Genomic DNA, 13,956 nt, shown 5'->3' with positions numbered 1-13,956 from the left:
CGATTCGCTAAATGGCTTAGCGTTATCGGCGCATTGAGATAGCTATGGGATCGCTTATTCAATCAGTCCCTGATAGGCGGCCGCATCCAACAACGTCTCAAACTCGGTCTCATCAACCGCTTTGATACGGAACAACCAGCCATCGGTATACGGGGAGCTGTTGACCAGTTCTGGCTCTGAATCCAGACCGCTGTTCACTTCCACAATTTCACCACTTAACGGCGCATAAATATCTGAGGCCGCTTTCACTGACTCTGCCACGGCGCAGTCTTCGCCCTGGCTGTAGGTGTTGCCTACATCCGGCAGGTCAACAAACACCATGTCACCCAACAGCTCCTGCGCATGTTCGGTAATCCCAACGGTATAAGTGCCATCGGCTTCTTTACGCACCCATTCATGGCTGTCACGGTATTTCAGTTCTGCTGGTACATTGCTCATCAACATGCTCTCCAAAAATCGTCTTATCTTTATACGCCGCAGAGGTACTGCGGCGTGGAATCGCTATTTTGTTACCGGTTTACCGGCACGAACAAAAACAGGTTTGGTGACGCGCACCGGCATTTCGCGGTTGCGGATGTGTACCACGGCATGTTCACCAATGCCCGCTGGAACACGCGCCAGGGCGATGCTACAGCCCAGCGTCGGGGAAAATGAACCGCTGGTGATAATCCCTTCCTGCAGGTTGCCCTCAGCGTCGGTAAAGTGCACGGGTAATTCGTTACGCAGCACACCTTTCTCCGTCATGATCAGACCTACCAGCTGCTCCGTTCCCTTCTCGCGCTGAAACTCCAGCGCTTCGCGGCCAATAAACTGGCGGTCTGTGGGTTCCCAACAGAGGGTCCAGCCCATATTGGCGGCCAGCGGAGAAACCCCTTCATCCATCTCCTGGCCGTAAAGGTTCATTCCGGCTTCCAGACGCAGGGTATCACGCGCGCCCAGTCCAGCAGGCTTTACGCCCGCCGCCAGCAGCTGTTGCCAGAAGCCAACCACCTGCTCATTAGGCAGGGCAATTTCATAGCCAGATTCCCCGGTATAACCGGTGGTGGCAATAAACAGATCGCCGGACTGAACACCGAAGAAGGGCTTCATGCCGCTGACCGCCGCACGCTGTTCTTCCGTGAATAAGGTTTGGGCCTTTAGCTGGGCTTGCGGTCCCTGCACGGCCACCAGCGACAGGTCATCACGCTCTGTCAGCAGCACGCCGAAGGCCGCTGCATGTTCACCGATCCACGCCAGATCCTTTTCACGGGTGGAGGAGTTCACCACCAGTCGGAAAAAGTCTTCGCTCATAAAGTAAACAATCAGATCGTCTATTACGCCAGCGGACGCATTGAGCATCGCGGTGTAGAGGGCTTTGCCGGGCTGAGTCAGCCGCGCGACATCATTGGCCAGCAGATGGCGCAGGAATTCGCGGGTACGCACACCGTGCAGATCGACGATGGTCATATGGGAAACGTCAAACATCCCGGCATCAGTGCGCACCGCGTGATGTTCATCCATTTGAGAGCCGTAGTGGAGCGGCATCATCCAGCCGTGAAAATCGACCATGCGGGCACCACTTGCGTGATGCTGTTCGAATAACGGAGTCTGCTGAATCGGGGTTTGCTGAGTCATAGTTTTCCTGTGCCATCCGGTTGCTGACGAGTGTTTTTTACCGCCTGCTGCGGCCAACGCAATCGTTACCTTCGCTACGAACTTACCACTGAACCTGTCAATTAACCATAAGATAAACGAGGTCGAATTCGCTCTGAGCCAAAAAGGAGCAGCACCGATTTTCTGGTTTTTTTGGCTGAGAAAATGCGTTATCGCACACAAAAATGGCAACTGATGGGCAATAAGACAGTTCAAAGACAAAGTAATGACATTTTTCGCCCAAAAAATCACTTCAGGAAAACGGCGTTGTCATTAGTAAAAATAATGCGAAGTTGTGGGTGAAATTAGAATTTTTCAAACGATGTACAAAAAAGGGGCAACCGTTGCACTCTGATTGCGCAGCAGGAGAAACAGGGAATGACAGGCGTAAAAAAGGGGAGCCTCAGCTCCCCTGCTATTTCACTCAGCTTAACGCAACCACTCAGGCAGGTCGTGTAGCCCCATCGCCTGTTTGAGCAGACGCGGCTTCACGCCGGGCAGGTTATCCGCCAGCGCCAGACCGACATCACGCAGCAGTTTCTTCGCCGGGTTGTTGCCATCAAACAACTCGCGGAAGCCCTGCATACTGGCCAGCATCACGGCGGCACTGTGCTTGCGAGTACGCTCATAGCGACGCAGATAGAGGTGCTGACCGATATCTTTGCCCTGCTGTTGCAGGCGCTTAACCTCACCGATCAATTCAGCGGCATCCATAAAGCCGAGGTTAACGCCCTGCCCGGCCAGCGGATGAATGGTATGTGCCGCATCGCCCACCAGAGCAAGACGATGTGCCGCGAAGTTGCGCGCATAGCGCCCCATCAGCGGGAAGGTTTTACGCTCGCTTTCAAGCGTACACAAGCCCAGTTTCATATCGAACGCCACCGATAGCTGCTGGTTAAACACCGCTTCAGGCATCGCCTGTAACCGTGAAGCCTCCTGCGGCGACAGCGACCAGACAATGGAACAAAGATGTGGATCGCTCAGCGGTAAGAAGGCCAGAATGCCGTCACCGTGAAACACCTGGCGGGCGAGCGACTCGTGGGGCTGCGCCGTGCGGATATTGGCGACCAGCGCATGATGCTGATAATCCCAGAAGGTCAGCGGGATATCGGCTTTGTTGCGCAGCCAGGAGTTAGCACCGTCTGCCGCTACCAGCAGGCGGGCAGTCATCATGCTGCCATCCTGCAATGTGACAAAGGCTTCGTTATCACCAAACGCCACCTGCTGTAATTCAGCAGGGGCAACCAGCGTGATATCGCTGAGGCTTTCTGCCCGCTGCCACAGTGCCTGGTGGACCACCCGGTTCTCAATAATATGCCCAAGGTGCGCCAGCCCTTGCTGCTCATCATCAAAAGTAATATGACCAAAACTGTCACGGTCCCACACTTCCATGCCGTGATAGGCACTGGCACCTGAACTGAGGATCGCATCCCAGACGCCAAGATGCTGCAACAGGCGTTCGCTGGCGGCATTAATCGCAGAAACACGTAATGCCGGAGGAGCGGTATTGTCCAGCGGCGGCGGTATTTCACGCTCCAGTACCGCAACGCGCAATCCGCTGCCCTGTAAGCCACAGGCCACGGCCAGCCCGACCATTCCGCCACCGGCGATGATCACATCATAGGTTTGCATGACTGCTTTCTCCTCAACGCTTAACCCAGCCTAACGTGCGCTCGGCCAGCAAATTACGTAATGGCGGCAGATGATCCATCGCCATCAGCCCCAGGTTGCGCCCTGCAACCAGCGGCGTATATCGGTTTGCAAACAGTCGAACCAGCCCATCGGTAATGCCAATCGTGGCCTGCACGTCCGGCTGGCGTCGTTGCTGATAGTGGTGCAGCGTGGCATACGCCCCCACGCCATGCCCGGCACGCCATGCCGCCGCCAGCGTTTCTGCCAGCGACATCACATCACGGATGCCGAGGTTAAACCCCTGACCGGCTATCGGGTGCAGCGTTTGCGCCGCATTGCCGACCAGCGCCAGCCGATGGGAAATATGCTGTGTCGCGGTTTGCAGCTTCAGCGGGTAACTGTCACGCTGACCGACCTGGGTAATGCGCCCCAGCCGCCAGCCAAAGGCTTTCTGTAATTCCGCGAGGAAGTGCGTATCGCTCCAGCGATCCACCACGTCTTTCTGCGCCAGCGGATGGCACCAGACCAGTGAGCTGCGCCCCCCCGACATGGGCAATAATGCCAGCGGCCCATATTCGGTAAAGCGTTCAAACGCCTGTCCCTGATGCGGTAACTGGGTAGTGACGTTAGCGATCACCGCCACCTGCTGGTAATCCTCACTTTGCCACTGTACTCCGCAGGCTGCGGCCACGCGTGAGCGCGAACCATCAGCCGCCACCAGCAGCTCACCCGTCAGCCGCTCACCGCTTTCCAGTAATACGCTAACGCTCTCCAGGGTACGTTCCACCCCAGTGACTTTGTCCGGGCAGCGCAGCGTGATGCCTGGCGCCTTTTTCAGGCGGGCAAACATCCGCTGCCCCACTTCATGCAGCTCAACCACCTGCCCCAGCGCCGACACAGCATAGTCAGCCGCCGCCAGAGAGACAAAACTGGCATGCCCGCGATCGCTGACATGCACATCGGTGATCGCGGTAGCAGCCGATGCCAGCACCGGCCAGAGACCAATGGCGGCCAACTGCTGGCAGGTGCCTTCGGCCAGGGCAATCGCCCGTCCATCAAAGCCGGGATGCGCCCGGCTGGCAGGCTCCGTCCCTTCGACCAGCGTCACCGCCAGTTTTCCTTGCGTCAGGTGTGAGATCGCCAGTGCCAGCGTGGCGCCAGCCATCCCGCCCCCTGCGATAATTATGCTCATGAACGCTTCGCTGCCGCCATCAGTGCTTCAATATCATCGGCATCTTTCACCACCGTGTCCGTCAGGTTTTCGTTACCGTCGGCGGTAATAATGATGTCATCTTCAATGCGAATACCAATACCGCGATACTCTGCGGGCACATCAGCATCCGGTGCGATATACAAGCCAGGCTCGATAGTCAGCACCATGCCCACTTCCAGAATGCGGTCCCGGTCCACGCCGTAGTGACCCACATCATGCACATCCAGCCCCAGCCAGTGGCTCAGCCCGTGCATAAAGAACTGACGATGGGCATTTTCAGCAATCAGCGTGTCGACATCGCCGTGCAGGATCCCCAGCTTCACCAGCCCGCTGACCATCACGCTGACTGCCGCCGCTGTGACATCACGAATGCTGGTGCCGGGACGATACAGCTCAAGTGAGCGGTAAAGCGCCGCCAGCACGATGTCGTAGATGGCGCGCTGCGGTGCGGTAAATTTCCCCCCGACCGGGAAGGTTCGGGTGATATCGCCTGCGTAGCCCTGGAGTTCACATCCGGCGTCAATCAGCACCAGCTGTCCGTCACGCATCTGACTTTCGTTTTCGGTGTAGTGCAGAATGCAGCCGTTATCGCCCGCGCCAACAATGGTGTTGTAGGACGGGAAGCGGGCACCGTGGCGGTTAAATTCGTGATGAATTTCCCCTTCCAGCTGGTATTCATACATCCCCGGACGCGACTTTTGCATGGCGCGAGTATGAGCCAGTGCGCTGATGCGCCCGGCTTCACGCAGCACCGCCTGCTCTTCAGGGGATTTAATCAGACGCTGCTCATGCACCCACGGACGCCAGTCGGTCAGCGTGGCGGGCGCAGAGAGGTTCTGCCGTGAGCCACGGCGCAATGTCTCCAGCGCCTTGAAAACGATGGCGTCAGCAAAGTCATACTGGCCCTGAGCATGGTAAATCACATCCAGGCCGTTCAGCAGCAGATGCAGCTGATCGTCGATGTCATTCCACGGCAGAGCACGGTCAACCGCCAGGGCACCTGGTGCAGCATCCTGTCCCAGGCGACGACCAAACCAGATTTCTGCCGTCAGATCCCGTACACGGTTGAACAGGACACTGTGATTATGATTGTCGGCGCTTTTAATCAGCAGCAGCGCAGCTTCCGGTTCGTTAAACCCGGTGAAGTACCAAAAATCACTGTTCTGTCGGTAGGGATACTCGCTGTCATTACTGCGCGTTGCTTCCGGTGCGGCAAAGATCACCGCTGCGCTGGCCGGAGCCATCTTCGCTAACAGCGCCTGACGGCGGCGCAAAAATTCTTGCTGGGTCATTTGACCTCCTGAATGCTGTTCCGTTAAATCACCACTGGCTGACGGGATGGCACAGCCCTAGTGCAGCGTCGGCTTTTTCATCACGACATTGGTCGGTATCGCGCGGGTAAAGGTATCGTGACACAGCAGTACGGCGACGCGCACATACTCGATCACCTCTTCCAGCGATTGTTCGAGTTCTTCCTGATCTTCATCTTCATCATAACCGAGCTGCGCGATGGTACGCAGATCGTCGATGGCTTCACCGGTTTCCCCTTTGACCTGGCCAATTTTGGGCTGTGCAACGCCCAGGCCCAGCAGGAAATGGTTCACCCAACCGGCCAGTGCATCAGCACGGTCAAATACGGTGATATCGTCATCTTCAGGCAGATAAAGCTGGAACAGGAAGCCTTCATCTTCCAGTGAATTTCCGATCGCATCGTGCATCTCTTGCAACGGTTGCGTCAGCGTTTGTGAGAACGCCATGCCTTCGTTTGTCAGGTCGTGCACCAGCGTTTGCCAGCTGCTGGCATGGCTGCCGCCACAGATCAATCCACTGATCAGGCCATGCATTTCTGCAGGGGTCATTCCTACGCCCTGCTGCGTCAGTACTGAGGCCAGCGTGTTGTAGCCCGGCATTATGTTGGTTAGTGACATGAGTTTTGATCGTCGTTGGCTGGATAAGTTCGTGATATGCTACCACCAGGTGCCTCAACGATTCCAGAAAGGGGTTGTTTCTTATATTAGGCGTAGTTATAGTGGCGCCCCTCCCAAGCCCTTGAGCGGTAAGGGTGATTGCGGGCGCAGTAATCAGTCAGGATGGTGGCATGTCTGCACAACCGGTAGATATTCAAATTTTTGGCCGTTCATTAAGAGTAAATTGTCCGCCAGAACAGCAAGATGCGCTGAATCTGGCTGCCGAAGACCTCAATCAACGGTTGCAAGACTTAAAAGTTCGCACTAGAGTCACAAATACAGAGCAACTGGTATTCATTGCAGCACTGAACATTTGCCATGAACTTGCGCAGGAAAAAGTCAAAACCCGTGACTATGCGTCGAACATGGAACAACGAATTCGGATGCTACAACAGACCATTGAACAAGCATTGCTTGAGCAAGGTCGCATAACTGAACGTACCGGTGCGAAGTTCGAATAACACTTTAGCGTTACCTGTGATACAGTGACGGTGAAGTAAAAAATTCTCTGAGATGTTTGCAAGCGGGCCCGTCCCCTGAGCCGATAATTAATACCAAACAGAGTGTGACGCTCTGTAACCTGTGCGCAAGCTCGGTCCGTCCGAGAAGCCTGATGGTTACGACGGCATACTCACCTTGAACCATGGGTTCAAGGGTTACAGCCTGCGGCGGCATCTCGGAGAACCTCCCTTTTTTTGTGTTCCCCCCTCCCGAACGATTCGATTTTTCTCTAAGCTATCTGGCACGCTTCTGTACGATTTCATGGAGTCAGCCACGTGATGAACCCCACATTGATGCTCCGTCAGGATATCCGTAAGCACGTTCGCAATTTGCGGCGTGAGATTAGCGATGAACAGCAACAACTCGCCGCCGTGCAGGTTGCCGATCATGCCCTGAATTTTGCCCCGGTCCAGCAGGCGAAGAATATCGCGCTGTTTCTGTCCGTCGATGGCGAAATCAATACCCGACCGTTAATCGCCAAACTGTGGCAGCGAAAGCAGCAGGTTTACCTGCCGGTGCTTCATCCCTTCTCGGCGGGCCAGTTACTGTTTCTGCGTTACGACGAGCACACCGAGCTGAAGATAAACCGTCTGCGTATTCCTGAGCCGCCGCTGGATATCCGTAATCTGCTGCCATTAAGCGAACTGGATGTGCTGATCGTGCCACTGGTGGCGTTTGATGCAGGGGGGCAACGTTTGGGGATGGGGGGCGGATTTTACGATCGGACGCTACAGAACTGGCAGCAGCACGGCTTTATGCCGGTAGGTCTGGCGCATGATTGTCAGCAGGTGGACACCTTGCCGGTAGAGCAGTGGGATATCCCGCTTCCCGCACTCATTACACCTTCAAAGATATGGCAGTGGTAATACCCTTTATCTTACACACCACAGGTGTGTTGCCTGACCTCACAAACCCCGGTCACTGACTTCAGTCAGCTCCCGGGGATGTGTTCAGTTGTCGCCTTCCTGCGGCGCGAAATCTTGCGGGTACTCATTATCCATCTGGCTGAATCAATGCCTCAAAATTGAGGCATGAACAACACGATAATCAGTACAGCAGACGTGCGCGGACGGTGCCAGGAATGGCCTTCATCAGTTGCAGTGCTTTATCAGCCACATCCTGCGGGGCATCAACGTCGATGACCACGTAGCCCATCTGCGGCGTTGTTTGCAGATACTGAGCGGAGATGTTGATGCCCTGGTCTGCAAAGATCAGGTTGATCGCCGTCAGTACACCCGGACGGTTCTCATGGATGTGCATCAGCCGGCTGGCATTGGCACCGTGCATTGGCAGCGAGGCTTCCGGGAAGTTAACCGCTGACAGCGTAGAACCATTGTCAGAGTACTTCGCCAGTTTACCCGCTACTTCAATACCGATGTTCTCCTGAGCTTCCTGGGTCGACCCACCGATATGCGGTGTCAGGATCACGTTATCGAACTCACACAGTGGTGAATTAAACGGATCGCTGTTGGTCGCAGGTTCTTCCGGGAAGACGTCAATCGCCGCGCCCGCCAGGTGCTTAGTGGCCAGCACGTGGCACAGCGCAGGAATATCCACCACGGTGCCGCGTGAGGCGTTGATCAGCAGCGCGCCGGGCTTCATCAGCGCCAGCTCGTCCGGGCCCATCATATTCTGGGTGGACTGGGTTTCAGGCACATGCAGGCTTACCACATCGCTCATATTCAGCAGATCAGAGAGATGCTGTACCTGCGTGGCATTACCCAGCGGCAGTTTGCTCTCAATATCGTAGAAGAACACGTGCATGCCCAGGCTCTCAGCCAGCACGCCCAGTTGCATACCGATATGGCCGTAACCAATGATGCCCAGCTTTTTGCCGCGTGCTTCATAGGAGCCGACAGCCAGCTTATGCCACACACCGCGGTGTGCTCTCGCATTAGCAGCAGGAACACCGCGCAGCATCAGCAGCAGCTCACCGATAACCAGTTCAGCGACGGATCGGGTATTGGAGAAAGGTGCGTTAAACACCGGAATACCACGCTTCGCTGCCGCATTCAGATCAACCTGGTTCGTCCCGATGCAGAAACAGCCAACGGCGACCAGTTTTTCTGCCGCAGCAAAGATCTCTTCGGTGAGGTTGGTGCGCGAACGCAGCCCGATAAAGTGCGCATCACGGATGGATTCTTTCAGTGTTTCGCTATCCAATGCGCCCTTGTGAAATTCAATGTTGGTGTAGCCAGCAGAGCGCAGATTATCAACTGCACTCTGGTGAACGCCTTCCACCAGCAGGAATTTAATCTTGTCTTTCTCCAGTGATACTTTTGCCATTTCCCGACCCTATTTAGCAGACTTCAGATGTGGCTTAATCCCTATCATTGTTCCCGTTGACCGGCGTAATCGCTGTCGGCTGCAATGGGAAAACTGTGGGGATATAAGATAGCCTTCTGTCAAAATAACAAAATCTACGCTGGCGGCAATACAAACGATTGCCTGGCCTCTAGCATGGTGCCCCCGGCTCACAGAACATTGCGACAGAAAATCATGGTGCAACGTGAACCTTCAGGAGGATCGCGCCTCAGGCAGCCACTATGTGACATAAGTCACTAAATTTCGCCTGCAAAAGAAAAGATGTTTTTCGCATAAAAATAACCGGCATCCCTGGGATGCCAGACAGATCATTTCTGAATAGTTTGCACGCCGTTGGCTGTACCGATCAGCGCTACATCCGCACCACGGGCACCAAACAGGCCCACAGTCACGACGCCTGGCAGCGCGTTAATCGCGGCTTCCAGCCGGATTGCGTCAATGATCTTGAGATTATGGACGTCGAGAATAATGTTTCCATTGTCGGTTACCACGTTCTGACGGTACTCCGGCTGACCACCAAGCTTCACCAGTTCACGAGCAACGTACGCACGCGCCATCGGGATAACTTCGACCGGCAGAGGGAAACGCCCCAGCACATCGACCTGCTTGGATGCATCCGCAATACAGATAAAGCGATCGGCCACGGCGGCAATAATTTTCTCGCGCGTCAGCGCTGCTCCACCGCCCTTGATCATCTGCATCTGCCCGTTAATCTCATCGGCACCGTCAACATAGACTGCCAACTGGTCGACCTCGTTAAGGTCGAAGACATGAATGCCGTAGCCTTTCAGCTTCGCCGTGGAGGCTTCTGAGCTGGAGACAGCCCCTTCAATCTGATGTTTAATCGACGCCAGTGCATCAATGAAATGGGCAGCAGTCGAACCGGTGCCGACACCAACAATAGTGCCCGGAGTAACGTAATCCAGAGCTGCCCAGCCGACAGCTTTTTTCAGTTCATCTTGTGTCATGGTATGTTTAAAACCTGTGAGCCACTGTGTGCGCGTAGTATAAAGCAAGGCGGGGGAAAATCACCGCCCTGCACGGGGTTTGATTCACAGGATTGGAACACACCCCACAAAGTGGTTGATTCGTAAAGTGGCGTAAGCTATACCCCCAATCTATGGCATAGTGCATAACCACACCTGAAAGAGAGTAGAACGATTAATGAAACGCCCGGATTATCGAACGCTTCAGGCGCTGGATGCAGTGATCCGCGAGCGCGGCTTTGAACGTGCCGCGCAAAAGCTCTGTATTACCCAGTCTGCGGTCTCACAGCGCATTAAGCAGCTTGAGAATATGTTTGGTCAGCCTTTGCTGGTGCGAACCGTACCGCCACGCCCAACGGAACAGGGTCAGAAACTGCTGGCGTTATTGCACCAGGTAGAGCTGCTGGAAGAAGAGTGGTTAGGTGACGATAATAGCGGCACCACGCCGTTACTGCTGTCGCTGGCGGTGAACGCCGACAGTCTCGCCACCTGGCTGCTTCCTGCCCTAAAAACCGTGCTGACGGATTCGCCAGTACGACTGAATCTTCAGGTGGAAGATGAAACCCGCACCCAGGAACGTCTGCGTCGCGGTGAAGTGGTGGGTGCCGTCAGTATCCAGCCGCAACCGTTGCCCAGCTGTCTGGTCGATCAGCTCGGTGCGCTCGACTATCTGTTTGTCGGCTCAAAAGAGTTTGCAGCCCGCTACTTCCCGAATGGCGTAACGCGCTCTGCACTGCTGAAAGCACCCGCCGTGGCGTTTGACCATCTGGATGATATGCACCAGGCGTTTTTACAGCAGAACTTTGATCTGTCACCGGGCAGCGTGCCCTGCCATATCGTCAACTCGTCAGAAGCGTTTGTGCAACTGGCTCGTCAGGGAACCACCTGCTGTATGATCCCGCATTTGCAGATTGAGCGCGAACTGGCAGAAGGGGAATTGATTGATTTAACGCCGGGCCTGTTGCAGCGCCGGATGCTGTACTGGCACCGTTTTGCCCCGGAAAGCCGACTGATGCGTAAGGTGACCGATGCCCTGCTCGCGCATGGTCATCGTGTGCTGCGCCAGGATACAGAGTAAAAACTAAGGGCGACCGCTGGGTCGCCCTTGATGTATGTTCAGCCCGCAAAGATTACTGATTGCGCTGCAATTCAAATACCACATCAACCTGGTCGTCGAAATGGATACTCTGCTGCTCATAAGTCTGGGCGGCGGAGGTCATTGGTGCGGAATCAGCGGCCTTGTACATCCGCGCCATCGGCATTGGCTGATAGTTAGCCACGTGATAACGAATGCTGTAAACCGACCCCAGCTTAGTGCCGAAGCCCTGCGCCAGATCGCCCGCCTGCTTTGTAGCATCATCAATGGCTGCTTTGCGCGCTTTCGCTTTGTACTCTTCAGGATTAGCCACACCCAGCTCAACCGAACGGATTTCGTTCAGGCCTGACTTCAGCGCACCGTCCAGCAGTTCATTCAACTTGTCCAGCTGACGTAATGTGACCTGAACCTGACGCACCGCACGGTAACCTTTCAGCACCGATTTACCGTCTTTCAGGTAGTCATATTCCGGTTGCGTACGCAGGTTGGCAGCATTGATATCTTTCTTCTCAATGCCGTTTGTATTCAGAAAATCAAAATATTGCTGTACGCGAGTATCAGCCTGCTTTTTCGCTTCACCGGCATCTTTAGCCGAAACATTCACTTCAATGGCGAGTGTTGCGATATCCGGCGTAGCATCAACGCTCGACTGCCCGGAGGTCACCACGTGCGGGCCATTTGGTAATTCATCAGCCTGCACTGCTAAGGGTAAAGTACTCAATCCAATCATTGCGGCCAGGGCCAGTTTCGTTAGCTTCACTGCTTCCTCCATGAGGTCTGTCATTATCTTTATCGATAGTGCTACCATGATTCGGTAGCGAATTGTTCCGCCAAAATGCGGCGGTACAACATATTTTAGGGCATATTAGCACATTACACTATGACATCGATTATAGCAGTGAGTTCCCGTTACAAAAATGAGAAAGCCTGCAGCGCCAGTTTTAGGGCAATCGCCCACATCACCAGCCCCACCAGCAGATTGATAATCCGCTGGGCACGCGTGGTATTCAGCAGCGGAGCCAGCCAGGCGGCTAACAGCGCGAGGCCGAAGAACCACAACACAGAGGCGCTGGCGGAACCTAACGCGAACCAGCGACGTGCCTCTTCCGGCAGCTGCCCACCCAGGCTGCCCAGCACCACAAAGGTATCCAGATAAACGTGCGGATTCAGCCAGGTCACCGCCATCATGGTCGCCACAATGCGCCAGCGTCCCTGCTTTAAAACGGCGGCAGACGCCAGATTGATATCGCCACTGAATGCGGTTCTCAGCGATCCCCAGCCATACCACAGCAGGAAAGCCACCCCGCCCCATGTCACCAGATTGAGTAACAGTTCAGATTGGTTAAGTAGCGCACTGCCGCCAAATATTCCGCCGCAGATCAACACGATATCACTTAGCGTGCAGAGTGCCGCAGTCATCAGATGATACTGGCGACGGATGCCCTGATTCATCACAAATGCATTCTGCGGGCCCAGCGGAAGAATAAGGGCTGCGCCCATGGCAACCCCCTGAAAATAAACGGATAACATCATAACCACCTCACCAGTCAAGATTTTCGGCAAGTGTATAGCGACAGTATCATTAGGGGAAATTGAAAGATTTAATGGTTAATAAGAAAGGCTAATGAGGGGATATTCGAAGCAAGGTAAGGGCCGACCAGCAAAGAAGGTCGGCCACGACAGGATTATTCCGCTTTCGCCACTTCTGCTTCTGGCGCTTTTACCTGGTGCAGATGAACATCCATCTGCGGGTAAGGAATACCGATATTATTGGCATCCAGCGTGCGTTTGAAGTTTCTCATCAGGTCCCAGTACACCTCCTGCAAGTCACCCGCCTTGCTCCAGCAACGCACCACAAAGTTAACGGAAGAGGCAGCCAGCTCATTCAGGCCAATCTGCACACCGCGCTCCTGCAACACACGAGGATCAGCATCCACGACTTCACGCAGCAGCTTGATCACCAGGTCAACGTCCGCGTCATAAGCCACACCGATGATAAATTCATTACGGCGCTCTGGCTCACGCGAGAAGTTAATGATGTTACCCGCGATAATTTTACCGTTAGGTACCACCACGATTTTGCCATCGGCGCTTCTCAATGTGGTGGAGAAGATCTGCACGTTAAGCACGGTGCCGGTCACGCCGCCCAGGTCAACAAACTCCCCTGCGCGGAACGGGCGGAAGGTCACCAGCAGTACACCCGCCGCCAGGTTCGAGAGCGAACCTTGCAAGGCCAGTGCAAAGGCGAAGCCTGCCGCTGCCAGCGCAGCAATCACCGAGGCCGTCTGCACGCCTACGCGCCCCAGAGCAGCAATCAGCGTAAAGGCAATGATGCCGTAGCGCACCAGCCCTGACAGGAAGTCCGCAACGGTAGGATCAATTTTTCGCGCCACCAGCAGTTTGTTCACTGTCCCGGAGATCAACCGGGCGGCAATCATACCGATGATAATAATGGCAATGGCTGCGACGATATTCACCGCATAGCTCAGGAGTAGCGCCTGGTTGCGTACCAGCCATCCACTCGCGCTGTTAATGCCACCGACCACATTTAGATCATCCATTTCCCTTTCCTTATTTTTGCCTAAAAGAGGCGTTCGAATTTCT

General features: G+C 54.9%; 14 protein-coding genes and 1 other RNA gene. 4 read left to right on the top strand and 11 right to left on the bottom strand.

Annotation, left to right across the window (positions count from 1 at the left end):
* Positions 1 to 54: 54 nt before the first annotated feature.
* The 6 genes from gcvH to ACFL9S_RS18465 form a co-directional block, all read right to left on the bottom strand.
* Entirely contained in the window at positions 55 to 438 is a 384-nt protein-coding gene (gene gcvH / locus ACFL9S_RS18490; RefSeq protein ID WP_405263323.1) for a glycine cleavage system protein GcvH, read from the bottom strand.
* A gap of 63 nt (positions 439 to 501) precedes the next feature.
* A complete protein-coding gene (gene gcvT / locus ACFL9S_RS18485) occupies positions 502 to 1,614 on the bottom strand; it encodes a glycine cleavage system aminomethyltransferase GcvT (RefSeq protein ID WP_405263322.1) in 1,113 nt (370 codons plus the stop codon).
* 447 nt (positions 1,615 to 2,061) lie between these two features.
* The gene (gene ubiI / locus ACFL9S_RS18480) at positions 2,062 to 3,264 is read right to left on the bottom strand and encodes an FAD-dependent 2-octaprenylphenol hydroxylase (protein ID WP_405263321.1); all 1,203 of its coding nucleotides are present in this window, start codon (positions 3,262 to 3,264) and stop codon (positions 2,062 to 2,064) included.
* Between the two features lie 13 nt (positions 3,265 to 3,277).
* A complete protein-coding gene (gene ubiH, locus ACFL9S_RS18475; RefSeq protein ID WP_405263320.1) occupies positions 3,278 to 4,456 on the bottom strand; it encodes a 2-octaprenyl-6-methoxyphenyl hydroxylase in 1,179 nt (392 codons plus the stop codon).
* A complete protein-coding gene (pepP, locus tag ACFL9S_RS18470) occupies positions 4,453 to 5,769 on the bottom strand; it encodes a Xaa-Pro aminopeptidase (RefSeq protein WP_405263319.1) in 1,317 nt (438 codons plus the stop codon). Before pepP ends, ubiH begins: the two co-directional genes overlap by 4 nt.
* 57 nt (positions 5,770 to 5,826) lie before the next feature.
* Positions 5,827 to 6,405, bottom strand: a complete 579-nt coding sequence (locus tag ACFL9S_RS18465; protein ID WP_405263318.1) for a YecA family protein — start codon at positions 6,403 to 6,405, stop codon at positions 5,827 to 5,829.
* A gap of 170 nt (positions 6,406 to 6,575) precedes the next feature.
* On the opposite strand from ACFL9S_RS18465, the gene zapA reads away from it, so the two are divergent.
* From zapA to ACFL9S_RS18450, 3 genes are all read left to right on the top strand, one after another.
* Positions 6,576 to 6,905 carry a cell division protein ZapA gene (gene zapA / locus ACFL9S_RS18460; RefSeq protein WP_062744299.1) on the top strand — a complete coding sequence of 110 codons (330 nt, stop codon included), beginning with the start codon at positions 6,576 to 6,578 and terminating at the stop codon, positions 6,903 to 6,905.
* 41 nt (positions 6,906 to 6,946) lie between these two features.
* A non-coding RNA gene (ssrS, locus tag ACFL9S_RS18455) (6S RNA) lies at positions 6,947 to 7,131 on the top strand.
* 92 nt (positions 7,132 to 7,223) lie between these two features.
* Positions 7,224 to 7,811, top strand: a complete 588-nt coding sequence (locus tag ACFL9S_RS18450; protein WP_405263447.1) for a 5-formyltetrahydrofolate cyclo-ligase — start codon at positions 7,224 to 7,226, stop codon at positions 7,809 to 7,811.
* Between the two features lie 181 nt (positions 7,812 to 7,992).
* Here the strand turns inward: ACFL9S_RS18450 and serA are convergent, their stop codons facing one another.
* Both serA and rpiA read right to left on the bottom strand, forming a co-directional pair.
* Entirely contained in the window at positions 7,993 to 9,231 is a 1,239-nt protein-coding gene (serA, locus tag ACFL9S_RS18445) for a phosphoglycerate dehydrogenase (protein WP_405263317.1), read from the bottom strand.
* 347 nt (positions 9,232 to 9,578) lie between these two features.
* Positions 9,579 to 10,238, bottom strand: a complete 660-nt coding sequence (gene rpiA, locus ACFL9S_RS18440) for a ribose-5-phosphate isomerase RpiA (RefSeq protein WP_405263316.1) — start codon at positions 10,236 to 10,238, stop codon at positions 9,579 to 9,581.
* 196 nt (positions 10,239 to 10,434) lie between these two features.
* Here rpiA and ACFL9S_RS18435 point away from each other — a divergent pair, with 196 nt between their 5' ends.
* Positions 10,435 to 11,334 carry a LysR family transcriptional regulator ArgP gene (locus tag ACFL9S_RS18435; protein ID WP_133846178.1) on the top strand — a complete coding sequence of 300 codons (900 nt, stop codon included), beginning with the start codon at positions 10,435 to 10,437 and terminating at the stop codon, positions 11,332 to 11,334.
* Positions 11,335 to 11,386: 52 nt separating this feature from the next.
* Here ACFL9S_RS18435 and ACFL9S_RS18430 read toward each other — a convergent pair whose 3' ends face one another.
* The 3 genes from ACFL9S_RS18430 to mscS form a co-directional block, all read right to left on the bottom strand.
* Positions 11,387 to 12,124, bottom strand: a complete 738-nt coding sequence (locus ACFL9S_RS18430) for an oxidative stress defense protein (protein WP_405263446.1) — start codon at positions 12,122 to 12,124, stop codon at positions 11,387 to 11,389.
* Positions 12,125 to 12,261: 137 nt separating this feature from the next.
* On the bottom strand, positions 12,262 to 12,882 hold the full coding sequence (argO, locus tag ACFL9S_RS18425) for an arginine exporter ArgO (protein WP_405263445.1): 621 nt from the start codon (positions 12,880 to 12,882) through the stop codon (positions 12,262 to 12,264).
* 155 nt (positions 12,883 to 13,037) lie between these two features.
* A complete protein-coding gene (gene mscS, locus ACFL9S_RS18420; protein WP_405263315.1) occupies positions 13,038 to 13,913 on the bottom strand; it encodes a small-conductance mechanosensitive channel MscS in 876 nt (291 codons plus the stop codon).
* Positions 13,914 to 13,956: the final 43 nt, after the last annotated feature.

This window comes from Erwinia sp. AnSW2-5, assembly GCF_045107195.1.
GTDB lineage: Bacteria > Pseudomonadota > Gammaproteobacteria > Enterobacterales > Enterobacteriaceae > Erwinia.
Note: the sequence above shows the minus strand (reverse complement) of the source record. Positions and strands in the feature narration are given on the sequence as shown.